The sequence below is a fragment of the Caldanaerovirga acetigignens genome (assembly GCF_900142995.1).
GTDB classification, from domain to species: domain Bacteria; phylum Bacillota; class Thermosediminibacteria; order Thermosediminibacterales; family Thermosediminibacteraceae; genus Fervidicola; species Fervidicola acetigignens.
The window spans coordinates 25,927-52,190 of sequence record NZ_FRCR01000009.1; the positions used below are offsets into that span (position 1 = coordinate 25,927).

Sequence of the window (26,264 nt, forward strand, 5' to 3'; positions counted from 1 at the left end):
TCGCGGTACCACCCTCTTCATCCGCACCTTGCGGTTGCGGACCTCTGCAGGTACGGGACTTAAAAAGTCCGATACCCGGCACTTTAACGGATGCCAATTCCCTAAAAAGGGGCCCGACCGGAGCTACTCAACTTCACCCCGGCAGCTCGGAGGTGATTTTCGGTAAATCCCTCGGTATCGGCTCTCACCTTGCCCGACTCTCTGTAACCTTGGGAAGTTACCTACTGTCCTCTTCATCGCCTTTTATAAAAATATTATTGTGTTTGATTATACAACAAAAGTCTTCATTTTGCAAGCTAATTTGAAATAACCCCTCCATTCGTCGCAAAACTCTTATTCAAAGCGTTTACATAAGCAAGGGCACTTGCTTCTATTATGTCAGTGCTGAGACCACGACCTGTAAAAATCTTTCCATTTCTTTCGACTTTGACTACGACTTCGCCCATGGCATCTTTTCCGCCCGATACTGCTTTTATCGAATAATCCATAAGTCTGCAATTTATGCCGCAAGCTCTGTCTATTGCCTTGTAAGTGGCATCGATAGGCCCATCACCAGTTGAAGCTTCCTCTATAACCTTACCTTCCTTTTTCACTCGCACAGTTGATGTGGCTATGGATTGATTGCCGCAGGAAACCAAAAAGTATTCTAACTCTATTACTTTTGGAATATTGACCACCTGTTCCCCAAGAATGGCCTCAATATCTTCATCGGTAACCTCCTTTTTCTTGTCCGCAAGGTCCTTAAATCTTTCAAAAGCCTTTAATGCCTCTTCCTCCGGAAGGTCATATCCCAATTCCTTTAACCTGTGCATAAACGCATGTCTGCCGGATAGCTTTCCGAGGACAATCCTGTTGGATGGGAGTCCTATGGACTCCGGCGTCATTATTTCGTAAGTGGACCTTTCGGAGAGCACGCCGTGCTGGTGAATACCCGACTCGTGGGCAAAGGCGTTTGCACCTACTATCGCTTTATTTGGCTGGATGAAGATCCCGGTAAGCGAGCTCACCAGCTTGCTTGTGCGGTAAATTTGCCTGGTATCCACTCCTACATCCACCTGGTAGACGTCTTTCCTGGTCACAAGGGCCATTACTATTTCTTCCAAAGCCGCATTTCCCGCCCTTTCTCCGAGGCCGTTTACCGCGCATTCCACCTGAGTCGCTCCGTTTTTCACCGCTGCGAGGGAATTGGCCACTGCCATCCCCAGGTCGTTGTGGCAGTGGACGCTAACAACCACTCGGTCCAGCTCAGGCACTTTTTCCCTGAGTACCCTTACCAGTTCGCCGAATTCTTCAGGGGTCGAATAACCTACTGTATCGGGGATGTTTATCACCGTTGCACCGTTTTTAACGGCAACGGAAAAAAGCCTGCAAAGGAACTCCAGATCTGACCTGCTTGCGTCTTCTGCTGAAAACTCCACATCGGATGTGAAGCTTTTGGCTCTTTTTACAGCTTCGGCTGCAGCCTCCAAAACCTCTTCAGGCGTCATTTTGAGCTTGTATTTCATGTGTATGGGGGAAGAAGCGATGAATGTATGTATCCTCGGATTTTCGCTGTTTTTCAGTGCTTCCCAAGCGGTATCTATGTCCTTGGGATTAGCTCTAGCTAGAGCCGCTATAACAGGCCCCTTCACGTTTTCAGCGACTGTCTTTACCGCTTCAAAATCTCCCTTTGAAGCTATCGGAAACCCTGCTTCGATTACATCCACTTTCATTTTTGCAAGCTGTTTCGCTATTTCCAGTTTTTCCCTCGCATTTAATGCTACGCCGGGGGTTTGCTCTCCATCCCTCAGAGTAGTATCGAATATCCATATTCTCCTGGTCATAATAAGACCCCCAGATTTTTCATTTTTTCAACCAAGGCATCATGCTGCGGAGGGTTTCTCCCACTTTTTCGATGGGATGTTCAGCATCTTTCGAAAGGAGCGTCTTGTATACCGGCCTTCCTGCCTGATTTTCTAAAATCCACCTTTTTGCAAATTCGCCACTGACAATTTCCTCTAAAACCTTTTTCATTTCCTTTCTTGTTTCTTCCGTTATTATTCTTTTTCCGACCGTAATGTCGCCGTACTTGGCGGTGTCGCTGATAGAATACCTCATCCATTTTATCCCGCCTTCGTATATCAGGTCCACTATCAATTTCATCTCATTGAGGCACTCAAAATATGCAATCTCAGGTTGGTACCCTGCTTCCACCAGTGTTTCGAAACCGGCTTTGATGAGTTCAGTGAGCCCTCCGCAAAGTACGCATTGCTCACCGAAAAGGTCGGTTTCCGTTTCTTCTGCAAAGGTAGTTTCGATGACACCCGCCCTAGTAGCACCTATTCCTTTTGCGTAAGCTAATCCTATTTCCAGCGCTTTTCCGCTGTAATCCTGGTAGACCGCAATCAACGCCGGAACTCCAGCTCCTTGCTCGTACATCCTCCTCACAAGGTGTCCTGGACCTTTAGGTGCTACCATGAATACATCCACGTATTCCGGTGGTTCAATCTGGTTGAACCTTATATTGAAGCCGTGGGCAAAAGCTAATGCTTTGCCTTCCTTCAGCTCCGGCTTTATACTCTTTTCGTAAATCTTTGGCTGGACATGGTCAGGCACGAGAAGCATAATGATATCAGCTTCCTTGGCCGCCTCTTCCACATTTTTCACTGTAAGTCCCGCTTGCTCTGCCTGGTTCCACGACTTACTTCCTTCATACAATCCCACAATCACATCCACGCCGCTTTCTTTTAGGTTTAGAGCATGGGCGTGCCCCTGACTCCCGTATCCTATTATCGCCACCTTTTTGCCCTGAAGGACCTTTAAATCTGCATCGCTGTCGTAATAAATCTTAGCCATGAATATTCCCTCCTAAATTTTTTATGATTTTTTATGTTCTGCGCCTTTTCAGGCGCTCATTTACTGCTCCGGGGATTCAATGCATTTACTGCCTCTGTTCATCGCTATTATCCCGGTCCTGACAAGTTCCTTTATTCCGAAAGGCCTCAATATCTCCTCCATGGCATTGACCTTATCCTTATCCCCTGTAAGTTCGATAATCATCGAATCCCTGCTGACATCGATGATATTCGCCCTGAAAATCTCTGCTATACCTATTATCTCTGACCTTTTTTCAGGTTCAGTGTTGACCTTTATCATCACAAGTTCGCGGCTCACGGAATTTTCGGGCTCTATAAAACTCACCTTTATCACATCAATTAATTTGTTAAGCTGTTTTTTTATCTGCTCGATTATCCTCTCATCCCCATCCACCACAATCGTCATCCTGGAAATCTCGGGATTGTCTGTCGGGCCAACGGCGAGGCTTTCGATATTGAAGCCCCGCCGGGCAAAAAGTCCTGCGACTCTTGAAAGAACCCCGGGATGATTTTCAACTAATACTGCCAAAGTAGCTTTCATAAGCCTCCTCCTTTCTTAGCATACTCTTTACCCGCGCCTCCATCGTCAATATGCATTCCAAGAGAAAACTGCCCTCTTCTTGAAGCATCGTCGAAATTGCTTTTTTAAGCGCATTTTTTCTTTCCACTTTCAATGCTTTTATTCCGTAACTTTCGGACAGCTTTACAAAATCGGGAAGAAATCCGAAATGTACCTGGCTATACCTTCCCCCGCAGTGAATATCCTGCAGTTCCTTTACGAGCCCCAAGCCCCTGTTGTTGAAGAGTATTATCTTCACCGAAAGGTCGTTTTCCCTGAGCGTCGCAAGTTCCGCAAAATTCATCTGGAAACTGCCGTCCCCAGTTATGTGAATCACCTGCTTTTTTGGGTTTGCAATTTTAGCACCTATGGCCGCCGGAAGGCCGTAACCCATGGTGCCAAGCCCGCCGGATGTTATGAAGCTCCTTGGGTACTTAAATTTATAGTACCTGGCCGTCCACATCTGATGAGCTCCCACGTCAGTAGTAATTATCAAATCACCTTTCGTTTGTTCATAAAGTTCCCCTATTATGTCCAATGGTGAAATATCGCTACACCCCTCTACGAGTTCCTTGCCTTTCAAACCTTCCAAATATTCCTTCCAATCTTTTCTAGACCGCTTTTCTATTCTCTTTAATAGTTCGCAGAGGACATTTTTTATGTCTCCCACGATTGGGATATCGACTTTTACATTCTTTCCTATCTCTGCCGGGTCCACATCAATGTGTATTATTTTCGCATTCTCATCGAATCCTCTTGCTCCACCGGTTAATCTGTCGTTAAACCGACAGCCTAAAGCAACTATCAAATCGGCCTTTTTCAAGGCTTCGTTGGCCCAGGGCATACCGTGGGTACCCGCCATCCCCAAAAAGAGAGAATGCTCCCCTGGAAAAGAACTTATCCCCATCAAGGAAACCGCTACTGGAATATCGGCGGTTTCGGAAAGAATTTTTAGCTCCTCATAAGCCCCGGAGGATACCACCCCACCGCCGGCTAAAATTACCGGCCTTTTTGCATTATTTATTGCCTCCGCAGCCTTTATAATTTGCAGCGGATGCCCTTGCAGCGTAGGCTTATACCCTTTTAAAAACACTTCCCTTGGGTAAACAAAGTCTATTTTATCTCTTGCCACATCTTTCGGCAGATCTATCAAAACGGGCCCCGGCCGACCTGTGGAGGCTATGTGGAAAGCCTCCTTAACTATCCTTGGTATATCGCTTGCATTTTTGACAAGATAATTGTGTTTTGTAAAAGGCGCAGTAGCCCCCGTTATATCCACTTCCTGGAACATGTCGCCGCCTATCTGGCTTAGTGGCACCTGTCCTGTTATGGCGACGATCGGTATTGAGTCCATATAGGCCGTCGCTATGCCTGTCACCAAGTTTGTCGCACCAGGCCCTGATGTAGCAATACAAACCCCCACTTTCCCCGAAACCCTGGCATATCCGCTGGCCGCATGGGCTGCCGCCTGTTCCGAACGGGTAAGCACATGCTTAATTTTTTTGTTATAAAACAGTGCATCGTATACTTCTAATACCGCTCCTCCCGGATAACCGAAGACCACTTCTACTTTTTCTTCTTCCAAACACTTTACTAATGCCTCAGCGCCTGTAATCCGCATTATCTTCCCACCCCTTTTTTGGTAAAAAAAATCGCCCCCGATACGTAACGTATCAGGGGCGAGGTCTTCCTCGCGTTACCACCCTGCTTTACCCGAAATTCTCTATTTCGGGCCTCATTTTTTAACGCTCTAGAGCGGCTCCGGGCTACTTTAAATTTTCACCCGGGCTGTTCAGGAGCGAGAAAGAACGCCAGCTCGGTACCGGCTCTCACCTTCCCCGGCTCTCTTTGACCGGCCAGCCGTCCTGCTCTCCTTCATCACAATTGACTATTTTATGTTTTGAGCGATATTTTAACATCTTAAATTCTCTTTTGTCAAGAGGGTTTTTGAAATTTTTGATGTTTTTTATAAAATTCCTTTATTGACAGGCTAACTGCGGTTTCATATAATAACAAAAAATGTCTTATTCCGTAATGATTTTAAAATTCTTATGCAGGGAGGAACTTAAAATGCTGAGCGATAGGGTCAAATCAGGCCCCGAAAGGGCTCCGCATCGGTCGCTGTTTTATGCAATGGGCTATACCCCTGAAGAACTACAAAGACCACTCATTGCCGTAGTAAATGCCCACAACGAGGTAGTTCCAGGGCATTATCACCTTGACCAATTAGCCTACGCCGCAAAAAGGGGTATTCTTGAAGAAGGCGGGACTCCTATAGAATTCCCGGTCATAGGTATTTGCGACGGAATTTCCATGAATCACTTCGGCATGAAATACCCACTTGCTTCCAGGGAACTAATCGCCGATTCCATCGAGGCCATGGTGTTGGCCCATGGATTCGACGGAATGCTGCTCATAGGTAACTGCGACAAGATCGTGCCGGGGATGCTAATGGCTGCGGCACGCTTGAACATTCCTGCCGTTTACGTGAGCGGGGGTCCGATGCTGGCAGGCTGGTATAACGGAAAGGTAATAGACCTGATATCCGGACCTTTTGAAGGTGTAGGTTCTTACGCTGCTGGAAAGATAACCCTCGAAGAGCTTGAAGAAATAGAACTCAACGCATGTCCGGGTTGCGGCTCCTGCGCAGGGCTTTTCACCGCAAACACGATGAACTGCATGGCTGAAGTCCTGGGTATTGCTTTGCCAGGAAATGGTACCATTCCTGCCGTGACCGGAAGGCGCCTGCAGCTTGCAAACCGTGCAGGAAAAAAGCTCATGCAGATGGTTAAGAATAACATAAGACCTCGAGACATTTTAACTTTAGAGGCTTTTGAAAATGCAATAGCAGTTGATATGGCCATAGGCGGCTCGAGCAATACGGTTCTGCACCTCATGGCTATAGCCCACGCCGCTGAAGTTAACCTTCGACTTGACGCCTTTGATAGGATATCCAGAAAAGTCCCGAACCTATGCAAATTAAGCCCTGCAGGAGAGCACCACTTAGAAGACCTCGATAAGGCAGGCGGGATCCCAGCAGTATTAAATAGGCTCTTAGAACTCGGAGTTTTAAACACCGAATGTATCACAGTATCCGAAAAGACTATAGGGGAAATCGCATCATCCGCAAAGGTGCTCGATTCTAACGTCATAAGGCCCCTTGAAAATCCCTACCTTCCGGAAGGCGGAATCGCGGTGCTTTACGGAAATCTCGCCCCAGAGGGTGCAGTAGTCAAGCAGTCGGCGGTGGCGCCTGAAATGATGCGACACGAAGGCCCAGCCAGGGTGTTTGACTCGGAAGATGACGCATTCAAGGCCATCACAGGCGGCATGATAAAGCCAGGAGATGTGGTCGTAATAAGGTACGAAGGTCCAAAAGGAGGACCCGGTATGCGCGAAATGCTGAGTCCAACTGCTGCCCTTGCAGGTATGGGACTCGACAGGGAAGTGGCCCTCATAACCGACGGCAGGTTTTCGGGAGGTACAAGGGGTGCTTCTATAGGCCATGTATCCCCCGAAGCTATGGAGGGAGGTCCGATTGCTGCAGTCCGCGACGGGGATATTATAAGCATAGATATACCTGCCAGGAAACTCGATTTAAAATTGAGCGACGAAGAGATAAAAGAAAGGCTCGCTTCGTGGAAAAAGCCCCCTATAAAGGCACCCAAAGGTTATTATTTGGAAAGATACGCAAGGCTAGTAAGTTCTGCAAGCAAAGGAGCCGTAATGGAATAGAAAAGTTTAAAAATCGCTTACGTGTTTTTTATATATTTCCTCTATTTCCTTACGGGTCATGAGAAATTCTATTAGGTATGCCATCGTTATTATGCCGAACAAGTTGACTAACCACCGGGTTATAGCAAATTTATGACCCATTGAAGATACCTCAAAAAGAAACATAGGTATTTTCAAAGTGGACCACGCTCCTAGAAATATAAGTATATTTGAGAACTTAACACCCTTTTTTATCATCACGCCGGCAACGGGAAAGGCTCCGTAAAGGGGGCCTGCCGCAGCCGCCCCTAGAAAAATGCTGAGGAGCACCCCTTTTGCGCCAGACCTTTCCCCCATAAATTTTACTACCGTCTCCCGGGGCACCCAGGCATCCAATAGTCCTAAGAGCAAGAATATGGGGGGTATTACGCCGGTCATCTGGAGAAAATTATTCCAAGTATTGGAAATTATTTTCAGGCCTAACTCTCTATTGAAAACAACAATAGCGAAATCAACAGCAGCTACTGTAAAAAAAAGAATATAAGCCCTTATGTTTTTCACGATACCACCATCCCTATGATAAAAGCTACGAAAAATGAAAATATAAAAGCAAGGCCGTTTCGCAAAAAGGCTACCTTCCGGCCAAAATAGCTAATTTCAAGAGGGAGTGTCGCAAACCCAACCATCATAAGTGTCGAAATAAATACAGCAAGCTGCATTATACCGGCTCCTTTTTCCAAAAGCGACGCAGCCAGGGGGAATGCCACAAAACCCGGGATTAAAGTTATAGCTCCTATGACGGACGTAATAATCATTCCCTTTATACCGGTTTCTGCTCCTATAATTTTTGAAATTAAACCTGGATTTAAAACTGTCAATGCCAATCCCACAAGAGACAGAACGGTCAACAAGGGCGGAAATATATTAGAGAAAGACTTCCATGATTTGATGAGAGCCACCCTGGTTTTATTCACATCTTTAGCTAGTGAAACGAGAAAGGCAATTATAGCAATTACATAAATGGATGCCGTAAACACTTTAAATTCCCCCTATTTTACGCTTTCAGTTAGCATTACCCTCACCGTTTCCGAAAATTTTTTCGTATTTATCGAGAAAACCCTTTAACCTCTCCATCTGATATCTGACATGGATGGCAAAGCCGTGAATGGCATCCTTCCCCTCAGGCGTAATGATGTAACGCCTTCTTGCGGGCCCCGATTCGCTGCTTTCCCATTCCGACTTGACCCACCCCTCTTCCTCCATCTTTCGCAGGTTCCTGTACACTACTCCCGGATCAACATTCCCTGAAAAACCACACCGCTGGAGCCTTTCCATCAGTTCATAGCCATGGGCGGGTTTCTCGTAAAGCAAAAGCAACATGCACGGCTGAACGAATTTTTCCATTCTGAAGCCCGGACAGCCTTCCTTTAAGTAGCGAAAATGGTGGGCTTTATGGCAGTTGCACATATTTTGTTCCCTCCTTTATATGTTATATGCATATAGCTGTTTAATGTTATTATACCATAGACATCGAAATTTTGCCAGTATAAAAAATCCCATCGAAGTAAGCAGTTTTATTTCAACTGCCGACTTCAATGGGCGCATACACAAAAACTCACTATTGTTCATTTAAGGGGGGATTATTTCCCTATTACATATATCGTGCTTTTGGTGACCATTCTCAACTATCATCGCCCGCCCCGGTTGGTCATAGTAATGGTATATATGACCTTGCCGCCCTCTTTTAGTCCTTCTTCGAAGAGAGCCCGAACCGCCTTCCATACCTCTTCGTCTTCACCCCTGATTATAGTGCTCAAAGGCGTAAGCTCCATTTCAACATTAAAACCTTTGAGCTGGTCAAGGACTCTAAACACTACTTTTTCGTAATCTTCCCTCCCTAAAGGTAAAAGGGAAACCTGACACGTAATCACATTAATGCACCCCTAACTTCTGATAACAATCTCACCGAAATACTCTGATATTTCCTCTTTTGCTCTCTCAAGAAAAGCTTTATCGCACGGTTTTTTACCGCAAAATTCAGGGTCAATCACTCCTTCAGAGTACCTGTACCCTTGCAGCACGTACCTCTTTGCCCCTGAGAGCCAGCGTGCAATAGCTTTTATATCTTCTAACGAAAGGATTCTTTCGTGGACGGTCGTCCTAAATTCGTAATCCACCGAAGAAGTTTTGACAAGCTCCACAGTCTTTAAAACCCCTTCAATGTGCTCCTTGTACTTAGTAAAGAGGCTATACTTTTCCGGCGAAGCCTTTATATCAACTGCCACATAGTCGACAAGACCTTTTTGAATAAGCTCTTTTACAATTTCTGGCTGCGAGCCGTTAGTGTCGAGCTTTACTTTTAATCCCCTATTTTTTAACTCTTTCAGAAATTCTCCCAAGTCGCTCCACAAAGTGGGCTCGCCGCCGGTTATGCACACTCCGTCGACGAGATTTCTCCTTTTTTCAAGATATTCAAAAAGAATGCTCTCAGAAACTTTTCCTCCGATGCATTGCTTAACCAGCGGGCCATTGTGACAGTAGGGACACCTGAAATTGCACCCGGGCAGAAATACGGTGCATGCCACAACACCCGGGTAATCTGAAAGGGATACTGGCATGAAATCATATATTAACGGCATACACCTTGTATTCCCTTCTGTCTGCAAATTCAGCTCTCTTGCCGTTGTTCCAGCACTGCACCGGCCTATAGTAACCCACTATCCTGCTGTATACCTCGCATTCCTTGCCGCAGGACGGGCACTCAAAATGCTCCCCGGTGATATAACCGTGGTCTTCGCAAACGGAAAACGTTGGAGTCAAAGTGTAGTAAGGTAGCCGGTAGTTCTCAGCGATTTTTTTCACCAAAGCCTTGCAGGTGGTCTTGTCGATTTTTTCCCCCAGGAATATATGAAATACTGTGCCGCCGGTGTACTTACACTGCAGCTCTTCCTGATGATCCAAAGCCGCAAAAATATCATCGGTAAAATCTACAGGAAGCTGGGTAGAATTGGTGTAATACGGTTCGTCTTTGCCGCAGGTTATGATTTTTTCTCCGAAAAGTTCCCTGTCTTTTTTGGCAAGCCTGTAAGAAGCGCCTTCCGCAGGAGTTGCCTCCAGGTTGTAAAGTTCCCCCGCCTCTTCTTGATACTCCGTGAGCCTTTCTCTCATAAAATCGAGAACTTTCAGCGCAAAGTTCCTCCCCTCCGGGTCTTCGATGCCGCATCCCATGAAATTTTCCAGTGCTTCGTTCATTCCAACAAGACCGATGGTGTTAAAGTGGTTCTGCCAGTACGCACCGAATCTGTCGTATACGTCCCTTAGGTAGAATCTGGCATAAGGATAAAGCCCTTCTCTGGTCATACGCTCTAATACCTTTCGCTTAATCTCCAGACTGGTTTTTGCTATATCCATAAGGCGGGAAAGCCTCTCGAAAAATTCGTCTTCAGATTTTGAAAGGTAACCTATGCGGGGCATGTTGATGGTTACGACACCTATGGACCCCGTGAGAGGATTTGCTCCGAAAAGCCCTCCGCCTCGCTTTCTGAGCTCCCTATTGTCCAGCCTCAACCGGCAGCACATCGATCTTACATCTTCAGGCTTCATATCGCTATTTATGAAATTTGAGTAGTAAGGAAGTCCATATTTTGACGTCATCTCCATTATTTTATCGACGACGGGACTATCCCAATCAAACTCCTTCGTTATGTTGTAAGTGGGTATGGGGAAGGTAAAAATCCGGCCGTTGGCGTCTCCCTCCATCATCACTTCTGCAAAAGCCATGTTGAGCATATCCATTTCTTTTTGAAATTCTCTATAAGTCTTATCCATTAACTTTCCACCGACTATGGCAGGCTCTTTGGCAATAATTTCTGGTGGCACCAGGTCTAAAGTTATATTTACGAAAGGCGTCTGAAAACCCACCCTTGTCGGCACGTTCAAATTAAATATGAATTCCTGCATGGCCTGCTTTACTTCCCTGTAGCTCAGGCCGTCGTAGTATATGAAAGGCGCAAGATATGTATCGAAATTGCTTAAGGCTTGGGCTCCTGCGGCTTCACCCTGCAAGGTATAAAAGAAGTTTACTATCTGTCCTAAGGCTGACCTGAAGTGCTTCGGGGGTTTGCTGGCCACTTTCCCCTTTACCCCGGTAAAACCGGAAAGAAGTAAATCTCTAAGGTCCCAGCCGCAGCAGTAAACCGACAGGAGTCCCAAATCGTGGATGTGAAAATCTCCAGTCAGGTGGGCATTTCTTACCTCTTCAGGGTAGATTTTGCTCAGCCAGTATTTAGAAATAACCGCGCTAGATATGTGGTTGTTGAGCCCTTGGAGCGAAAATCCCATGTTGCTGTTTTCTTTTATTCTCCAGTCGTTTTTACCTATGTAATTGTCGACGGTTTCCTCTATGTCCAAAAATACCTTTCGAAATTCCCTCATGTCTTGGTGCTGCTTGCGGTAGAGGATGTAGGCCTTTGCCGTCCTTGCATGGCCGTTTTCTATGAGCACCTTCTCCACAACGTCCTGCACATTTTCTACTGATGGAACTGAATCGACATAAATTTCTTCCAAAATTTTCACAACCTCATCGGTTAGGCGCTTTGCAATGTTCCTGTCGCTTCCTCCTACCGCCTTTGCTGCCTTAAAAATAGCATTTTCTATCTTGGTCCTGTCGAATTCCTGGATGCTTCCATCCCTTTTAATTATATGTGTCAACATTTCGAAAACCCCCAATTTCCAGTAAATTATTCTGGCGCTTTACTCCTTCAAAGCCGAATATTATTTTACATCAAAAAATTGTTCAAAAAAATAAGCGCAATAGACTATAGTCGCCGGGAATCTAAGCCTAGACTTTCCAAAAAGCTGCTGGCGGTAAGCTAGGGCTTCTTTTTTATCCCGGTAATTACCTTCTGACCATTTTCATCAAAGTGGAAAGTAAATTCAATCCTGTCGTTTTCCTCCAAATTCAATTCCTCAAAACCTTCCTTTATCTGCGGCGAAAGCCTGTAAGCCTCGTAAATTTCTCCTTCCTTAACTTCTATGGAGTTTACATCAATCTGGCCTATGTATACCGCTTCGCCCGTTAACTTTTCCGATGCCACGGGTGCATCCTTTTCATCATTATGTTCCTTGTTTTCTTCCTTTTCCACATCGTTATTTTTACCGTTATTCGAAGGCTCTTGCTCAACAATTATCGGACCTTTCCTATCTGCCGCCTGCCTATTATCGTTTTGCCTTCCCTTTATAAAGAAAAAAGCCACAGCCAGGATCACCAACAAAATCACAAGGGTTTTTCCAACCTTCATAAAAACATCCCTCCGATTTTCGTAACCTCATTATATCCCATATTTTTTTTCAAAACAAGGTCGGTAAAAAATCGTAAAATGCGAAAATGGACAATTAATTTCATCTGAAGCTTAAATCTGATATAATTTATTCAGCCTAAAAATTGAGGTGAAACGAATGAACGCCGAAGAAAGACGGGAAAAAATTGTCGAAGTATTAAAATCCTCGAAAAAGCCCATATCCGGCAGCGAACTTGCCAAAATGTTTAACGTCACCCGCCAGATTATCGTCCAGGACATTGCAATCCTTCGGGCCGCAGGAAAGGAGATTCTAGCTACGTCTCAAGGGTACGCGATTATGGAACCTTTAGATTTGGTCACGAAAAAAGTTGCATGTCGCCACGGCAGAAAAGAGACAAGAGATGAACTCATGATTTTCGTTGAATCGGGCTGCAGGGTTCTCGACGTAATAGTCGAACATCCAATCTATGGCGAAATACACGGAATGCTGATGCTCAACAATTCCAGAGACGTGGAAGAGTTCATTAAAAAAATGTCCGAAAACAATGCTTCTCTCCTTTCCGAGCTGACCCAGGGAGTTCACCTTCATACCGTCCAGGCGATAAACGAGGATTCCATAAAAAAGGCCTGCGAGGCTTTGAAGAAAAGAGGAATACTGCTCAGTTGAACATCAAAACTGAAAGCCGGAATTTATTAGGCTTTCTTTTTTATTTTTTCCCTCCTTCAGAAAATGTTTAAAATCACTTGACATATATGTGTATATACATTAGAATATACTTAAAAATGCCTTAAAGGGGGAATTTTATGAAGTCAAAAAATCTTGTCATTGGAGCGCTCCTCACTTCACTTGCCCTTGTAATACCGATATACTTCGGCGGCTATCTTCGAATATACATCCCCCCATTTTCAGCCACTTTAGCTTCCCACGTTCCCGTCATGCTCGCCTTTTTGGTAAGCCCGCTTGTGGCTGTTATGGTTGGGCTCGGTTCTACGATCGGATTTTTGGTCATGCTAGGACCGGTAATTGCTGCTAGAGCCTTCATCCATGTAATATTCGGTTATGTGGGAGCGAAGTTAATAGATAAGGGTTATACTTTTGAAAAAGCGCTTTTGCTTACAGCCCCACTTCACGCCCTTGGAGAATCCCTTGTAGTACTGCCTTTTGGTTTTCCTTTATATACAGCACTGGTTCTAGTAGGAATCGGGACTCTCCTCCATCACTTCGCGGATAGCATTATTTCTGTGATTTTAGCACGGACTGTGCTATCTGGCATTATGATTAAAATAAAAAATTGAGCCTGCATCGAAAATGCAGGCTCAATTTTTTATTTTTCAAGCTTCTATCAGCACATCGCAAATCCCCATATCTTCCGGCGCAAAAACCCGGGCGTTTTCCAGAGGAATCACTTTTCTCCCTCCAGCAACAATCTTACAGTCTTTTCCACAATTTCTGGCACTACTTCAAAAGAATAGGGGATATTAACCCTCTCCGTAAACTTGTGGGCATCTTTTCCGTAAGGACCTATGTTTACAACCGGAACATCTAATTTCCTTATGCATTCGACGGGGAGCGAATAGATCTCGCCCCATCCCGGCATGTTATCTGTCAGTGCCTCCACGGCTCTTTCTTCGGGTATCGAAAAGTAGCTCAGGTCCGAAATGTAGGGATAAAATTTTTTTATTTCGAATTTATACGGAACGCGGGCTGCTACTTCGGCAACTGCCGAATTTACCGCCATGATTAGATTTTTTTCTTTCTCTTTCTGGCCTTTTACGTATATATGGGGGTAATACGGCGGAGCAAAAAACAGGACCACAGCAGGATTCTTGTTAGACCATTGCCTAGTAAGTTCCCTCACTATCTGGAGACAGTAAATTCGATCATCGAGTTTTTGCTCCATAAGTTTATCTTTAAAATTCCTTAAGTGCTCCATAATTTTCCCATCTGTCTCCTTTTTAACCTCATCGTAAAGTTCTTTAAACGTCAATACCTGGGGTTTCCAAGGCAACTTTTTACAGGGAATGCCGGAGGCCTGACAATAGCGCGCATAATCGTCGTTGAGTTTTTTTAATACGTTTTTGAAGGCCTTTTGTGCCTTGACTTTAAGTTTTTCTAGAATCTCATTGGGCTTGCTGCTATGGGTCGAGTAATTGAAGTAGAGGTATGCTTCGTTTACGGTTTGAACGGAATACTCGGACTTTAAATCCCTCTGCCCGAGGCTTATGGGAGGTGTTGACGCCTCGCCCTCTACCAAATCGCACAGGTCAAAAGCTAGATCCACCTCCTTTAAAATTTCCGAAGCCAGGAGGTTTGCGTCCAAACCCTCGAAAGCTTGCCCCACGTGGGTCTCCTTGCCGTAGATGTAAAAGCAGGAAAGTATCTTCCCTACCGTCCCTATATAGATGTATTTCTTATCATCGCCGGGAAAACGGGGGGCCATATAATCGGTATCTATAGCCGCTACGTATTCTAAATTGTAAGTTTCTGCAAGGCGCACCAGGTCTTCTGTCGCTGAAAGCATACCTTTGGAATTTCCCTCTTCGTCCGGCACTGCAAGGAAAAGAATATTCCCCTGCATCTCGCTTACTTTTTCTGAAAGATGTTTTAGTAAAGCCATGTTAATAGCAACGCCGGATTTCATATCGAATATTCCCCGGCCGAACAGCCACTCGCCGCTTTCCAAGTCTTTTGACGTATCTTCGTCGAGCTCTTTAGTTCGTAAGATGTCTTTTAGCTTTTCCGGGTAAGTAGCATATTCTTTTATATTTCCATAATCTTCTATACCCACGGTGTCTATATGTCCTATTAAAACAACGGTTTTCCTTGAATTTCCCTTTTGCCCCTTCAACAAGGCTAAAACGTTTTTCCTGTTCAAAACGTCACCTTTTAGGTCAGAAAGCAAAAGGTAATTAGGGTGTTCTTTGTAGTAATCCAGCGTTTTGAAAAAATCGTAAATCCACCTTGCTATTTCGATTTCACCTTCGCTTTCAACCACGCTTTTTATTCTAGTCAGTTGTAAAGCTAAATTTAAAATAAATTCTTTTTCCAACATAACACCCTCCTGCTAACTAGAAATCTATCGAAACCGACTTTAACAATTTCGACGCCTCTTTTAAAATTCCCTGCAGGAATATCAAGACCCGTGTAGAAAAACAATAATTGGGTGATGGAAATGGAAAAGCAAGAGGAGCGCCTTAAAAAAATTCTCTCTTATGAAACGGTAAATAAAATTTTTAACGCATTAGACGAAGGCATCATCATCGTCGATAGGGATTATAACATACTTTTTTACAACAAGACGCTAAGTCGTATCGAAGGGCTGGAGTCCAACAGCGTAATAGGCAAGAAGCTCCTCGAGGTCTTTCCATCGCTTACCCCTGAGGAGAGCACAATTTATCAGGTTATAAAAAGTGCAAAGCCCATATTTAACAGGTATCAAGCTTATCTGAACTATAAGGGGAAAGAGATAAGAACTGTAAATTCCACCATCCCTATAGTTGAAGACGGCCAAGTGCTAGGGGCCCTGGAGATTTCCAGAGATGTATCGGAATTATATGAACTTTCCCAGAAGGTACTGGAACTACAGCAGAAACTCATAGGAAGAAAAATTCGCACAGTCAACATCGGCTTGAGATACACTTTCGACAGTATAATAGGGAAGAGCCAAAAAATCCGGGAACTTGTGTGTCTTCTTAAAAAAGTCGCCGGCACCACTTCTTCGGTGCTGATCTACGGTGAGACCGGAACCGGCAAGGAACTTTTCGCCCAGAGCATCCATTCTGAAAGCCCCCGCCGTAACAAACCTTTCATCGCCCAAAACTGCGCAGCTCTCCCCGAAACTTTGCTAGAGTCGTTGCTCTTTGGTACCACCAAAGGCAGCTTTACCGGCGCCGAAGATAGACCTGGTCTTTTCGAGCAGGCCGACGGAGGCACGCTTCTCCTCGATGAAATCAACTGCATGGGACTTTCTCTGCAAAGCAAGCTGCTGAGGGTGCTCCAGGAAGGGGTCGTGCGGCGTATAGGGGCAACTTGTGATATCCCCGTAGATGTAAGGATAATAGCCACAACTAACGAACACCCTGTCGAATTGATTAAAAGTGGCCGATTGAGAAATGACCTTTTTTACCGGCTGAGCGTCATTTATGTCGAAATTCCCCCACTCAGGGACCGGCTGGAAGACATCGAGGATCTGGTTATACATTTTATCGAAAAATACAACCAAAAATTCAAAAAGAACGTAAAGGGCATAGATCGTCAGGTGCTAAACCTTTTTAAAGAATATTCCTGGCCTGGTAACGTAAGAGAGTTAGAACACGTTATAGAGGGCGTCATGAATTATGTAGACGAAGGATATATTTCCCTTTCGGACCTTAAATATTTGAGCTTTGGAAGTTTCAAAAACTACGTTGAACATAGGGCCGGACGATCTTCTACTGTTAAATCCCGGGTGGATGAATATGAAAGGGAACTTATAATAAATGCTCTAAAAAGCACCAATGGAAACATAACAAAAGCTGCCCAACTGTTAGGTATCAAAAGGCAAGCCCTTCAGTATCGCCTGAGAAAGTTCGGCATCGACAAGGAGCTCTTCAGTTAACTCGATTTTAATTTGCCAAAAAGGGCTGTCCGCAGAGAACAGCCCTTTTTTATTATCTGAACTTCTGAAGTACATCTTCCAATGTCGGGGAGCCTATTTCTTGTAGCCTGTACCTAACCCTCACCGCAGGTTTGTCAATTTTCATAATCCTCCCCAAGTCAATAGGTGTACCCACCACTACTGCATCGCATTCAGTCCTGTTGATGGTTTCCTCAAGCTCTTTAATCTGAGTCTCACCGTAGCCCATGGCAGGTAGGATTACAGAAAGGTGGGTGTATTTGGCGTAAGTTTCCTTTATACTACCCACGGCGTACGGCCTCGGGTCGATTATGCAAGAAGCACCGAACTTTTTGGCTGCCACATATCCTGCACCATAAGTCATTTCGCCATGTGTGAGCGTAGGTCCATCTTCAACTACAAGTACCTTCCTGCCCTTTATCTTAGCCGGGTCGTCGACAAATATGGGCGATGCAGCTTCTACCACCTGGGCCTTAGGGTTAACCTCTTCGATGCTTCTTCGCACAGCATCGATCCCTTCTGGAGAAGCGGTATCAATCTTGTTTATCACCACCACATCCGCCATTCTAAGGTTGGTCTCACCCGGGTGGTATTTTACCTCATGACCCGGCCTGTGCGGGTCAACCAGCACGATATGCATATCGGTATGGTAAAATGGGAAGTCGTTGTTTCCGCCGTCCCATACTATCACATCGGCTTCCTTTTCAGCCTCTTTTAGGATCACTCCGTAGTCCACCCCTGCATACACCACTATTCCCATATCGATGTGAGGCTCATATTCTTCTCTTTCTTCGATTGTACATTTATGTCGGTCCAGGTCTTCATAAGTCGCGAACCTCTGGCATATCTGTTTCGACAGGTCCCCGTATGGCATAGGATGCCTTATTGCCACAACTTTTTTACCCATGTCCTTCAAAATTTCGCAAACCCTTCTGGTGGTCTGACTTTTTCCAACTCCCGTCCTTACAGCACCCACAGAAACCACAGGTTTTGTTGACTTTATCATGGTGCTCTTCGGACCCATGAGTCTGAAATCAGCACCTGAGCTTAGAACCCTCGATGCCTTGTGCATCACTTCTTCATGAGAAACATCGCTGTATGCAAAGACAACCTGGTCGACTTTTTGTTCTCTTATTAGCGTTTCTAGTTCGCTTTCGGGGTAAATAGGTATGCCATTGGGGTAAAGATTTCCTGCAAGTATAGGAGGATATTTTCTTTCTTCAATATTTGGTATCTGGGTTGCCGTGAAGGCCACGACTTCATATAAATCGTTGTCTCTAAAATAAGCGTTAAAAACATGAAAGTCTCTTCCCGCAGCTCCCATTATTATGGTCCTCATTCGTCTCATTGTAAAAACCCTCCCCTCTTATTTTTCCCACAACCTATAAAAGCAAAACTCATGCCATTACAGAATTACCAATTTCAAAGCCATATCTATTATGATCACTGCAAAAATTTTTTGCCCCAGATTATTTATTTTTGCACAATCAGAATTTCTTCATTTTCTCCTCAAAAATCCCTCACATTTTAAGGCTATAATAGACTTTGAAAGGCATTTAACCTATTAAGGGAGGGATAACATGACAAAGAAAATCCTGGCCTTTGGAATAGCAGCGGTATTGATACTGGGAACCGCTGCAGTGGCCATAGCGGCAGTGCCTGGTGTTTTTCCAAGCTCAGGCAGTAATTTTGGACTGCAATCTAAGCTCAATTTGACTGATGAACAGTACAGCAAACTCAGGGATATACAGGCAGAATTCTTCCAAAAAATGACTCAATTTAGGAGTGACATGGCAAAAATCAGACTTGAGCTGCATGACCTATACTTATCAAAAAACCCCGACCAGAAAGCCATCGACGAGAAGCTAAAGGAATTAAGCGACCTCAGAAATAAAATGTTTGACCTGAAATGGGAATATTACGAAAAAATTAAAGGCCTTCTTACTGAAGAACAGCTTTCGCAGCTTAGAGGATTTTGGGGACTCGGGTTTGGAATGGGACCCGGTTTCTGCCACGGTTTTGGCACGATGGGAAGGGTTTTTGGCCCCGGAATATAATACTTGACAAGTTACCTTCGCAAGATTTATAATTGTTGTGAAACTAGAAATATGCGCCTTCAAGGTGCCCCTTTTGGGGAGAATAGGGAAGTCCGGTGAAAGTCCGGCGCGGACCCGCCACTGTAACGGGAAGCCCCTTAAAAAGGCCACTGGGAAACTGGGAAGGCTTAAGGCGGCGATGAACCGGAGCCAGGAGACCTGCCTTGGAAGGTAGATGTCCGGGGATGATGGCAAAGTCCACGGTCTAATTTGCAATTAGACTGTGGGCTTTTTTCGTTTATTATAATAATTTTTAAGCAGGAGGTATTAGCCTTATGGTAAACCAAAAGACAAGAGCTCTCACCCTTAGTGCCATTTTTGTAGCCCTGAGCTTCATAGGTGCAGGCATAAAATTGCCAAGCCCAACGGGAACCGTGGCCTTTGATTCAGCCCCGGGGTACATGGCAGCATTGTTTCTGGGCCCCTCTTACGGCGCCCTCACCTCTTCATTAGGGCACATCTTCACCAGCATGAATGCAGGCTTTCCTCTCTCGGCCCCGATCCACCTTCTAATAGCTATCGAAATGGCATTTTTTGCAGCGGTATTTGCCATTATAGGTAAAAGGAATTTAACTTTGGCGATAATAACGACAACACTGCTAAACGGCGTATTAGCGCCGGCGAGCCTGCTGCTCTTTCCCGGTTTTGGCAGTGGCTTTTTTACGGCAATTGTAGTCCCGCTCACGGTGGCATCGGCTTTAAATCTGTCGCTGGCCGCCCTCGTTTATTCGCTTATAAGAAGGACAAAGGGGGAAAGTTATGTGGATAAAAAATGAAGCTTTGCCGAATAGAGATGTGGTGCTGATAAGGATTGTCGGGGGAAATTTTCTTGCGGTGGCTTGCGACTCAGCCGGAGGTATAGGGGAAAAGGAACATGACCTTGTGAAGGTTTCCCCTTACATCACCGGAAGATTTACATGTCGGGTGACCTTGATGGAACTTTTTGCGATAGGTGCAAAGCCTCTGACATTGACGGCTACCATTTCGTGCGAACCGTCCCCCACGGGAGAAGGTCTTCTTAGGGGAATCAAAGATGAGCTTTCCGCCTGCGGGCTTGATGGCGTCCCCTATGCCGTGAGCACCGAGAAAAATATTCCAACATGCCAGACAGCACTTGGAGTTACAACAATCGGAATCGCAAGCATCGATGAAATACGCATGGGTAAAACAAAGTCCGGAGATATAATTTACTGTCTTGGCGTTCCCAAAGTTGGAAATGAAGTATCCCTCGAAGACCCCGACATCGCCGATGCCTTGGCTGTAAAACGGCTTTTAGCCATAACTGATGTGCACGATATTATTCCGGTAGGTTCAAGAGGAATAAAAGGCGAGGTAGAACACCTCGCCAAAGTATCAGGTTTTTCAGTGCAGTGGGAAAGGTTATTGTCCGTAGATATTAAAAAATCCGCTGGACCTGCTACCTGCGTCGTTTTTACCGCGCCTGAAACCCTTGAATTAAAGGGTCTCAGACCGGTTTTCCGGTTGGGGACCCTCTTGTGATTATCTTTAGTGGAACTTTTTTTCAGCCTCTTTAATGTTTTTTTCTGCAATTTGGCATTTCATTTTAATCAGATTGGGATCTTTTATTTCAACGGCTTCTTTCAATTCTTTAAGTGAAAACTCTACTTTATTTCCCGTTAAACTATCCTTCAGCCGGGGTTTGCCCATCTTCCATTCCTCCTGGGCTTTCATCATGGAGGCTGAAGCTTCCTCGTTTTGGTCGCTTAAGGCCCTGTAAGCCGCATCTCGCAGATAATACAGGGTTCTTTTGGCGCTCACGGCACGGCTCGATTCAAAAAGGCTTTCGAAAGCCACGGTCCTGTAGTAAAGGTCATTGGCTGCCAGCAAGCCGCCGTAAAGGTCCTGTTTTGTCAGCATCTTTGTAACTTCATTTAGCTTTTCGTTAAAGGCGGTTATTATATCAATTTGTGCCCCTTGCTGCATGGCCAGTTCTCTAAATTCATTCCATTCGCCGTGGATGAGAAATACCATTTTTTCGTACTTTGCCCAGTCGGGCTGAAGACTCGATCTTTTCTGTTGACTTACCCCCTGCTGCCCTTCCTTACTTTGTTGATGTCCCTGTTTGCTCTGATTTTCCCCGCCGTTTTGCGCTCCATGAGCTCCTTGAACACCTGTGCTTTCCGCAGGAGGAGCCTTTAATGCAAAATAATCTTTCTCGAATTCTTTTACCAGCTTCTCTACGTCTTCCTCGAGCTTTTTAAGGGCAAACATCCCTTTTTTTTGTTGACGGGAGCTTTCCGGTGAAGTCCTTGCTGAACTTTTTGAGCAGCCTGTAATTAAAGCCAGTATGATAAAAAGCAGTAAAACTCTCCACGTGTACGTTAAAAATACTCTTAAGGTTTTTGGAGGCATCACTTACATCACCTCTCCTCACCTTAAGAGTATTTTTCCACCGCTTTCGGCTTTTTATTTATACTAAGGCAAACATGAGAATACCTTCAGCCGCCGTCTCATCATTTACCGTAGCCCGTGCCTTTCCCTTACCTACAGGACCTTTTAGTTTAATAACTTCAACTTCTAGCGTTAGGATATCTCCCGGAACCACTTGCCTTTTGAACCTCATTTCGTCTATCCCGGCAAAAAGTGCGAGCTTCCCCTTATTTTCCTCCAAGCTTAGTATGGCTACGGCGCCCACCTGCGCCAGGGCTTCCACAATGAGGACCCCAGGCATTATGGGTTTACCCGGGAAATGACCCTGGAAATAGGGTTCGTTAGCCGTAACGTTCTTTACACCTTTTGCCCTTTTCCCGGGTTCCACCTCCACTATTTTATCCACCAGCAAGAAAGGGTATCTGTGCGGTATTATCTTTTGGATCTCATCAATTCCGAACATCAAAGAAACCTCCGCATTTTATTTTTTGCTTTTTTAAGCGTATTTTGAAAGCTGTTTGTATAATTCTTCCGCAATTCCCATCCCGTTATTCTTTGAAATTTCTTCTGACAAAGCATCGTCATACAACGACTGGAAAATATCGTATGATAGGCTGTTGCCAAAAAGTCCACCATTCGGAACTGTCTTTCGCATTTCTTTTAAAAGATACTTCAAAAAAATGGCCTCGAATTGCTCGCACGCCCTTTTGAGTTCAACCTTTCTAGCTTCGGCACTTCCGGAAGGCGAGTAAAAATTCAATGGTTCAATCAAGTTTCAAAGCCCCCTATCTTCTAAGGTTATTCGCCTCTCCTAACATCTCATCAGCGGCCTGAATGGCTTTGGTGTTTATTTCATAAGCCCTCTGTGCCACTATCAAATTTACCATCTCCTCGACAACCTGAACGTTAGAAAGCTCTAGAAAGCCCTGGAGTATATTCCCGAATCCTGGCTCTTCAGGCGTCTGTTTCAAAATGTACTCCCCCGAAGCTGCGGTTTGTTCAAACAAGTTGTTTCCTATGCCCAGCAGTCCTTCGGGATTCAAAAACTTGGCGATGGCTATGGTACCTATTTCCTGGATAGCTCCCGTTGCGTCCTTTCCGGTGATCACACCTCCTGCCGATATGCTGATGTCCGTCACATCCTGGGGTATGGAAATATAATCTTCATCGGTGCTGAGAACGTAATATCCTTCCGATGTCACCAGATACCTGTCGTTTCCATCCATTGAAAGCTTGAAAGAACCGTCTCTTGTAAAAACTCGGCTCCCGTCGGGTCTTTCAACCATAAAAAAGCCATCCCCATCTATGGCCAAATCGAAGGTGTTTCCCGTCTGCTGAAGGTTGCCTGTTGTAAAGGTCCTCGAAGTGGAAGAAGGCCTCACGCCGTGTCCTATCTGCAGTCCCACCGGATTTCCTTGTCCCGGTTCATAAATGTCAGGCCTCCTTAAAGTCTCGTAAAGCAGGTCCTTAAACTCTATCCTGCTTTTTTTAAAACCCGTTGTGTTTACGTTGGCCAGGTTGTTTGCTATGACATCCACGTTAAGCTGCTGGGCGAGCATACCCGACCCGGCACTCCACAAAGCCCGCATCATACCGAAGTCCCTCCTTAATTATTTTTTTAAGTTTTGCTGCCTCTGTCATTCAGCAGCAAAGGGCCCCTGCCGAGCAGTCCGGCCCTTGTTTTTTATATCCTCGCGATCTCCGAAACGGCTTTTGCCAAGGTTTCATCATGTGCCATAATCATCCTCTGGTTTGCTTCGTACGACCTGAACGCTGATATCAAATTTATCATTTCCGATACCGCATTTACGTTAGAGCGTTCCAGAGCTCCCTGGATGATTTGCGCGTTAGATTCCGAGGGCTGGCCTTGCACCCTGAAAAGGTTGTCCCCTATTTTTTGAAAAAGCGCATTTTGCGCAAAAGCAATCACTCTCAGCCTGTCTGTTATCCTTCCGTCCATATAAATTTCGCCTTCGGTATTCACGACTATCTTGGTTCCGCCGCCCAAATTAATCGGCCCGCCTTCACCCATCACGTAATGTCCTTCTTTGGTAACAAGAAAACCTTCTTCATTGATGGTAAAACTGCCGTCCCTAGTGTAAAAAATCTCCCCGTTCGGTGACTGTACTTGGAAAAATGACCTTTCGCCCGGCACTTCATCCTTTATTGCCAAGTCCAAAGGATTAGATGTTGTCTGCAATTCGCCTCGAGTAAAATCCACGTAGATTTGATCAACGCTCGCACCAGTGCCCAGGACCCCGATAAACGGAACGGCGGCCCTTCCAAACCCTGTCCCCGCCGGCCCCGGATCGTCAAAGCGGTGAATGTTAATTTCCGGAAAAGCCCTGAAAACCGCTCTATCTTTCTTAAAACCAAAAGTGCCCACGTTAGCCAGATTATTTGATATAACGTCGGTCCTCGCCATTTCCGACAGCATCCCGGAAGCACAAGTGTAGAGCCCCCTTATCACCTCTGCCACCTCCTTTCGGTCATTTTCCTTTGTATATTTTTTTGGCCCAGCACATCCAGACATTCAAGAGCTTTGCCGGCACCCAAGGCAACACACGAGATCGCATCTTCTGCCACGTAAACGGGTATGTTGGTCTTTTGGGCAATAAGCTTGTCCAAACCCCTTAAAAGAGAACCGCCACCCGTCAGCACCATCCCTCTTTCCGTAAGGTCTGCTGCAAGCTCCGGTGGAGTCTTTTCGAGGACGCTGAATATAGCCTCTATTATCTTTTCTACCGGCTCCTGAAGGGCTTCGCAGGTCTGGGAGGAGGTTATGGTGACCGTCTTAGGCAATCCACTCACCAAACTTCTACCCCTGATTTCTAGAGACTGCTCGAAACCTTCTTCAGGAAAAACAGTTGCAATTGAAATTTTTATTTCTTCCGCCGTTCGCTCTCCTATTGCCAGATTAAACTCTTTTTTCACATATTTGATTATAGCCTCGTCAAAAGTATCCCCTGCCACTTTCAGCGATGTGCCACAGACGATTCCCCCTAACGAAAGCACAGCTATGTCCGTGGTACCCCCTCCTATGTCTACGACCATATTCCCTGCCGGTTTCGAAATGTCAAGCCCTGCTCCTATGGCAGCCGCAACGGGTTCTTCAATTAGAAATGTTTGCCTTGCCCCAGCCGCGACACATGCCTCAATAATCGCTCTTTTTTCCACTTCAGTTATCACTGCCGGCACGCATACCATTACCCTTGGCCTGAAGAGTTTGCGCTCCACTATTTGCTTTAAGAAATATTTTAGCATTATTTCCGTTATGGTGTAATCGGCTATTACTCCTCCTTTCATAGGTCTTATGGCCACTATGTTACCCGGAGTCCTTCCCAGCATGTCCCGCGCCCTTTCACCTACTGCCAGGACCTTGCCTGTATTCTTGTCCAACGCAACAACAGAGGGTTCTCTGAGGACGATACCCTTTCCCTTTACATAAATCAAAACAGATGCTGTTCCAAGGTCTATGCCTATATCCATGAAGATTTTGTAACCTCCTGTCAAAAATTAGATGGCAATGTATAGATTCTACATTTATGTAAAAACTCCTTCTTTTTCTATGGCATTAATTAACATTGAGGTATTTCCTTCTGGTTGCTCTGCCTCCTCTTATGTGCCTTTCTGCCTTGTTAAATTCCAATACTTTTTTTACAAGTTGAGCCTTTTCCGGGTTTATTTCAGGAAGCCTTTCCGTCATATCTTTATGGACAGTACTTTTGCTCACGCCGAAAACTTTTGCCGCCTGCCTGACGGTTGCCTTCGTTTCAATTATGTAAGATGCGATTTCAAGAACCCTTTCTCTCATGTAGTCCTTCACATTTATTCCCCCTCAGAGCTGTTTTTAGTAAATATATATGTGTTTCTTCGTATCCTTAGAAGAAAAAAAGCGCGGCTTTTTAACCTTAAGCCACGCCTTTTGAAAATATTAGGTTTCAAAGATTGGGGAGAAAGTTTTTTGGATCGACACTTTCGTTTTTAATCAGCACTTCAAAGTGAAGATGTGGAGGATCTTCTACCTCAAAGGGTGCGGTTTTCCCTACCCCGCCTATTACCTCACCTTTTTTGACCTTCTTCCCTTTATGTACAAGATTGTCTGCCATTAGATTCCCGTACAGAGTCCTTATGCCATTGCCATGGTCAATAACTACCACAACACCGAGCTTTGGATCGGAATTCCTTATTTCTACAACCGTTCCCGCCATTGCAGCTTTAACCTGCGTCCCAATATCAGCCGCTATATCAACCCCTTTGTGAACACACCACTGCTCTAGGGTCTTCGAGTAAACGAGCTCGTCTGAAGAATGTTTTGTAATAACCTTTCCAACCACAGGCATTATCATGGTTGCGGGATTTTCAGATAATGCCTGTACCGCTTCATGTTTCTCACTTTGCCTATCCTCATCAAAAATTTTTGTTTCTCCATTTGGCTCTTCCTGCACTTCATTTTCCTGCGAAATGCCATACTTTTCAGGTTGGTTTTCGGATATTGCTCCTTCGTTTAAACTGATTTCCCACTCCTTCGGTTCAGAATGACTTTTGGGCTCCGAGGGCGGACTATTTGAAAGCCTCAAGTACCAAAACGCACCGTTTGCAGTAAATAGAACCGCCAGGAAGCCCAGCAAAAGTAATTTTTTAATAGATACTCTTTTTCTCACCTTTTGCATAAAGGAGGAAAACTTTTTTATTGCCCGCCCTCCGCGGAACATTCACATCACCTCATTTTT

The 26,264-nt window shown here is 45.1% G+C and carries 28 protein-coding genes, 1 riboswitch and 2 other annotated features (1 of these 31 running past the window's edge); of the genes, 7 read left to right on the forward strand and 21 right to left on the reverse strand.

Translation table 11 applies throughout. The features are described from left to right. Positions 1–246, reverse strand: a binding site (T-box leader); it reaches 18 nt to the left of the window's first position. 50 nt (positions 247–296) lie between these two features. The 4 genes from BUB66_RS07940 to ilvB are packed head-to-tail and all read right to left on the reverse strand — an operon-like array spanning position 297 to position 5,035. After that, on the reverse strand, positions 297–1,823 hold the full coding sequence (locus BUB66_RS07940) for a 2-isopropylmalate synthase (protein ID WP_073257294.1): 1,527 nt from the start codon (positions 1,821–1,823) through the stop codon (positions 297–299). A gap of 19 nt (positions 1,824–1,842) precedes the next feature. Then, positions 1,843–2,835, reverse strand: a complete 993-nt coding sequence (ilvC, locus tag BUB66_RS07945) for a ketol-acid reductoisomerase (RefSeq protein WP_073257297.1) — start codon at positions 2,833–2,835, stop codon at positions 1,843–1,845. Positions 2,836–2,895: 60 nt separating this feature from the next. Then, positions 2,896–3,396, reverse strand: a complete 501-nt coding sequence (gene ilvN, locus BUB66_RS07950; protein ID WP_073257300.1) for an acetolactate synthase small subunit — start codon at positions 3,394–3,396, stop codon at positions 2,896–2,898. After that, positions 3,368–5,035: a biosynthetic-type acetolactate synthase large subunit gene (ilvB, locus tag BUB66_RS07955; RefSeq protein ID WP_073257303.1), complete on the reverse strand. Its 1,668-nt coding sequence runs from the start codon at positions 5,033–5,035 to the stop codon at positions 3,368–3,370. The genes ilvN and ilvB overlap by 29 nt, the downstream gene beginning before the upstream one ends. 51 nt (positions 5,036–5,086) lie before the next feature. Continuing rightward, positions 5,087–5,302: a binding site (T-box leader), on the reverse strand. Positions 5,303–5,484: 182 nt separating this feature from the next. Here ilvB and ilvD point away from each other — a divergent pair. Continuing rightward, positions 5,485–7,149: a dihydroxy-acid dehydratase gene (gene ilvD, locus BUB66_RS07960; RefSeq protein ID WP_073257307.1), complete on the forward strand. Its 1,665-nt coding sequence runs from the start codon at positions 5,485–5,487 to the stop codon at positions 7,147–7,149. A 6-nt stretch (positions 7,150–7,155) separates the two neighbouring features. Here the strand turns inward: ilvD and BUB66_RS07965 are convergent, their stop codons facing one another. From BUB66_RS07965 to BUB66_RS07995, 7 genes are all read right to left on the reverse strand, one after another. Beyond that, on the reverse strand, positions 7,156–7,689 hold the full coding sequence (locus BUB66_RS07965; protein WP_073257309.1) for a permease: 534 nt from the start codon (positions 7,687–7,689) through the stop codon (positions 7,156–7,158). Further along, positions 7,686–8,165 (reverse strand): permease, encoded by a 480-nt coding sequence (locus tag BUB66_RS07970; protein ID WP_073257311.1) that lies wholly within the window; start codon positions 8,163–8,165, stop codon positions 7,686–7,688. The genes BUB66_RS07965 and BUB66_RS07970 overlap by 4 nt, the downstream gene beginning before the upstream one ends. A 25-nt stretch (positions 8,166–8,190) precedes the next feature. Beyond that, complete coding sequence (locus BUB66_RS07975; RefSeq protein WP_073257313.1) at positions 8,191–8,595, reverse strand: PadR family transcriptional regulator; 405 nt, start codon at positions 8,593–8,595, stop codon at positions 8,191–8,193. Between the two features lie 221 nt (positions 8,596–8,816). Continuing rightward, positions 8,817–9,059 (reverse strand): YkoF family thiamine/hydroxymethylpyrimidine-binding protein, encoded by a 243-nt coding sequence (locus BUB66_RS07980; RefSeq protein WP_073257315.1) that lies wholly within the window; start codon positions 9,057–9,059, stop codon positions 8,817–8,819. A gap of 12 nt (positions 9,060–9,071) precedes the next feature. After that, on the reverse strand, positions 9,072–9,767 hold the full coding sequence (locus BUB66_RS07985) for an anaerobic ribonucleoside-triphosphate reductase activating protein (RefSeq protein WP_073257318.1): 696 nt from the start codon (positions 9,765–9,767) through the stop codon (positions 9,072–9,074). Continuing rightward, the gene (locus BUB66_RS07990; RefSeq protein WP_073257321.1) at positions 9,751–11,841 is read right to left on the reverse strand and encodes a ribonucleoside triphosphate reductase; all 2,091 of its coding nucleotides are present in this window, start codon (positions 11,839–11,841) and stop codon (positions 9,751–9,753) included. Before BUB66_RS07990 ends, BUB66_RS07985 begins: the two co-directional genes overlap by 17 nt. A gap of 158 nt (positions 11,842–11,999) precedes the next feature. Next, positions 12,000–12,428, reverse strand: coding sequence for a hypothetical protein (locus BUB66_RS07995; protein ID WP_073257324.1), 429 nt, complete (start codon positions 12,426–12,428; stop codon positions 12,000–12,002). 157 nt (positions 12,429–12,585) lie between these two features. Between BUB66_RS07995 and BUB66_RS08000 the strand changes: the two genes are divergently transcribed. Both BUB66_RS08000 and BUB66_RS08005 read left to right on the forward strand, forming a co-directional pair. Then, on the forward strand, positions 12,586–13,095 hold the full coding sequence (locus BUB66_RS08000; protein ID WP_073257327.1) for a transcription repressor NadR: 510 nt from the start codon (positions 12,586–12,588) through the stop codon (positions 13,093–13,095). 137 nt (positions 13,096–13,232) lie between these two features. Then, positions 13,233–13,724, forward strand: a complete 492-nt coding sequence (locus BUB66_RS08005) for an ECF transporter S component (protein ID WP_073257330.1) — start codon at positions 13,233–13,235, stop codon at positions 13,722–13,724. Between the two features lie 107 nt (positions 13,725–13,831). Here the strand turns inward: BUB66_RS08005 and BUB66_RS08010 are convergent, their stop codons facing one another. Beyond that, on the reverse strand, positions 13,832–15,481 hold the full coding sequence (locus BUB66_RS08010) for a M20/M25/M40 family metallo-hydrolase (RefSeq protein WP_073257333.1): 1,650 nt from the start codon (positions 15,479–15,481) through the stop codon (positions 13,832–13,834). Between the two features lie 114 nt (positions 15,482–15,595). Between BUB66_RS08010 and BUB66_RS08015 the strand changes: the two genes are divergently transcribed. Then, positions 15,596–17,026: a sigma-54 interaction domain-containing protein gene (locus tag BUB66_RS08015; RefSeq protein ID WP_244269803.1), complete on the forward strand. Its 1,431-nt coding sequence runs from the start codon at positions 15,596–15,598 to the stop codon at positions 17,024–17,026. A 52-nt stretch (positions 17,027–17,078) separates the two neighbouring features. Here the strand turns inward: BUB66_RS08015 and BUB66_RS08020 are convergent, their stop codons facing one another. Beyond that, on the reverse strand, positions 17,079–18,392 hold the full coding sequence (locus BUB66_RS08020) for a cyclic 2,3-diphosphoglycerate synthase (RefSeq protein WP_073257339.1): 1,314 nt from the start codon (positions 18,390–18,392) through the stop codon (positions 17,079–17,081). Positions 18,393–18,624: 232 nt separating this feature from the next. Between BUB66_RS08020 and BUB66_RS08025 the strand changes: the two genes are divergently transcribed. From BUB66_RS08025 to BUB66_RS08035, 3 genes are all read left to right on the forward strand, one after another. Further along, complete coding sequence (locus BUB66_RS08025) at positions 18,625–19,101, forward strand: Spy/CpxP family protein refolding chaperone (RefSeq protein WP_073257342.1); 477 nt, start codon at positions 18,625–18,627, stop codon at positions 19,099–19,101. A gap of 45 nt (positions 19,102–19,146) precedes the next feature. After that, positions 19,147–19,321: riboswitch (cobalamin riboswitch) on the forward strand. A 94-nt stretch (positions 19,322–19,415) separates the two neighbouring features. Beyond that, positions 19,416–19,916 (forward strand): ECF transporter S component, encoded by a 501-nt coding sequence (locus tag BUB66_RS08030; RefSeq protein WP_073257346.1) that lies wholly within the window; start codon positions 19,416–19,418, stop codon positions 19,914–19,916. Then, complete coding sequence (locus BUB66_RS08035) at positions 19,900–20,640, forward strand: AIR synthase related protein (protein WP_073257349.1); 741 nt, start codon at positions 19,900–19,902, stop codon at positions 20,638–20,640. Before BUB66_RS08030 ends, BUB66_RS08035 begins: the two co-directional genes overlap by 17 nt. Before the next feature lie 6 nt (positions 20,641–20,646). Here the strand turns inward: BUB66_RS08035 and BUB66_RS08040 are convergent, their stop codons facing one another. From BUB66_RS08040 to BUB66_RS08075, 8 genes are all read right to left on the reverse strand, one after another. After that, complete coding sequence (locus tag BUB66_RS08040; protein WP_073257352.1) at positions 20,647–21,516, reverse strand: hypothetical protein; 870 nt, start codon at positions 21,514–21,516, stop codon at positions 20,647–20,649. A gap of 55 nt (positions 21,517–21,571) precedes the next feature. After that, on the reverse strand, positions 21,572–21,994 hold the full coding sequence (gene fabZ / locus BUB66_RS08045; RefSeq protein WP_073257355.1) for a 3-hydroxyacyl-ACP dehydratase FabZ: 423 nt from the start codon (positions 21,992–21,994) through the stop codon (positions 21,572–21,574). A gap of 33 nt (positions 21,995–22,027) precedes the next feature. After that, positions 22,028–22,303, reverse strand: a complete 276-nt coding sequence (locus BUB66_RS08050; protein WP_073257358.1) for a rod-binding protein — start codon at positions 22,301–22,303, stop codon at positions 22,028–22,030. Between the two features lie 13 nt (positions 22,304–22,316). Then, positions 22,317–23,123: a flagellar basal-body rod protein FlgG gene (flgG, locus tag BUB66_RS08055; RefSeq protein ID WP_073257360.1), complete on the reverse strand. Its 807-nt coding sequence runs from the start codon at positions 23,121–23,123 to the stop codon at positions 22,317–22,319. Positions 23,124–23,215: 92 nt separating this feature from the next. Further along, the gene (locus tag BUB66_RS08060) at positions 23,216–24,001 is read right to left on the reverse strand and encodes a flagellar hook-basal body protein (RefSeq protein ID WP_073257363.1); all 786 of its coding nucleotides are present in this window, start codon (positions 23,999–24,001) and stop codon (positions 23,216–23,218) included. After that, complete coding sequence (gene mreB / locus BUB66_RS08065) at positions 23,998–25,020, reverse strand: rod shape-determining protein (protein WP_073257366.1); 1,023 nt, start codon at positions 25,018–25,020, stop codon at positions 23,998–24,000. The genes BUB66_RS08060 and mreB overlap by 4 nt, the downstream gene beginning before the upstream one ends. Before the next feature lie 85 nt (positions 25,021–25,105). Further along, on the reverse strand, positions 25,106–25,357 hold the full coding sequence (gene spoIIID, locus BUB66_RS08070) for a sporulation transcriptional regulator SpoIIID (RefSeq protein ID WP_073257369.1): 252 nt from the start codon (positions 25,355–25,357) through the stop codon (positions 25,106–25,108). Between the two features lie 115 nt (positions 25,358–25,472). Then, positions 25,473–26,204 carry a M23 family metallopeptidase gene (locus tag BUB66_RS08075; RefSeq protein WP_159431516.1) on the reverse strand — a complete coding sequence of 244 codons (732 nt, stop codon included), beginning with the start codon at positions 26,202–26,204 and terminating at the stop codon, positions 25,473–25,475. Between the last annotated feature and the right edge of the window lie 60 nt (positions 26,205–26,264).

Bases quoted from the DNA above. Each gene is read 5' to 3' on its own strand.
- BUB66_RS07940 (WP_073257294.1), bottom strand. From the start codon at position 1,823: ATGACCAGGAGAATATGGATATTCGATACTACTCTGAGGGATGGAGAG.
- ilvC (WP_073257297.1), bottom strand. From the start codon at position 2,835: ATGGCTAAGATTTATTACGACAGCGATGCAGATTTAAAGGTCCTTCAG.
- ilvN (WP_073257300.1), bottom strand. From the start codon at position 3,396: ATGAAAGCTACTTTGGCAGTATTAGTTGAAAATCATCCCGGGGTTCTT.
- ilvB (WP_073257303.1), bottom strand. From the start codon at position 5,035: ATGCGGATTACAGGCGCTGAGGCATTAGTAAAGTGTTTGGAAGAAGAA.
- ilvD (WP_073257307.1), top strand. From the start codon at position 5,485: ATGCTGAGCGATAGGGTCAAATCAGGCCCCGAAAGGGCTCCGCATCGG.
- BUB66_RS07975 (WP_073257313.1), bottom strand. From the start codon at position 8,595: ATGTGCAACTGCCATAAAGCCCACCATTTTCGCTACTTAAAGGAAGGC.
- BUB66_RS07985 (WP_073257318.1), bottom strand. From the start codon at position 9,767: ATGCCGTTAATATATGATTTCATGCCAGTATCCCTTTCAGATTACCCG.
- BUB66_RS07990 (WP_073257321.1), bottom strand. From the start codon at position 11,841: ATGTTGACACATATAATTAAAAGGGATGGAAGCATCCAGGAATTCGAC.
- BUB66_RS07995 (WP_073257324.1), bottom strand. From the start codon at position 12,428: ATGAAGGTTGGAAAAACCCTTGTGATTTTGTTGGTGATCCTGGCTGTG.
- BUB66_RS08000 (WP_073257327.1), top strand. From the start codon at position 12,586: ATGAACGCCGAAGAAAGACGGGAAAAAATTGTCGAAGTATTAAAATCC.
- BUB66_RS08005 (WP_073257330.1), top strand. From the start codon at position 13,233: ATGAAGTCAAAAAATCTTGTCATTGGAGCGCTCCTCACTTCACTTGCC.
- BUB66_RS08010 (WP_073257333.1), bottom strand. From the start codon at position 15,481: ATGTTGGAAAAAGAATTTATTTTAAATTTAGCTTTACAACTGACTAGA.
- BUB66_RS08015 (WP_244269803.1), top strand. From the start codon at position 15,596: ATGGAAATGGAAAAGCAAGAGGAGCGCCTTAAAAAAATTCTCTCTTAT.
- BUB66_RS08020 (WP_073257339.1), bottom strand. From the start codon at position 18,392: ATGAGACGAATGAGGACCATAATAATGGGAGCTGCGGGAAGAGACTTT.
- BUB66_RS08025 (WP_073257342.1), top strand. From the start codon at position 18,625: ATGACAAAGAAAATCCTGGCCTTTGGAATAGCAGCGGTATTGATACTG.
- BUB66_RS08030 (WP_073257346.1), top strand. From the start codon at position 19,416: ATGGTAAACCAAAAGACAAGAGCTCTCACCCTTAGTGCCATTTTTGTA.
- BUB66_RS08035 (WP_073257349.1), top strand. From the start codon at position 19,900: ATGTGGATAAAAAATGAAGCTTTGCCGAATAGAGATGTGGTGCTGATA.
- fabZ (WP_073257355.1), bottom strand. From the start codon at position 21,994: ATGTTCGGAATTGATGAGATCCAAAAGATAATACCGCACAGATACCCT.
- flgG (WP_073257360.1), bottom strand. From the start codon at position 23,123: ATGATGCGGGCTTTGTGGAGTGCCGGGTCGGGTATGCTCGCCCAGCAG.
- mreB (WP_073257366.1), bottom strand. From the start codon at position 25,020: ATGGATATAGGCATAGACCTTGGAACAGCATCTGTTTTGATTTATGTA.
- BUB66_RS08075 (WP_159431516.1), bottom strand. From the start codon at position 26,204: ATGCAAAAGGTGAGAAAAAGAGTATCTATTAAAAAATTACTTTTGCTG.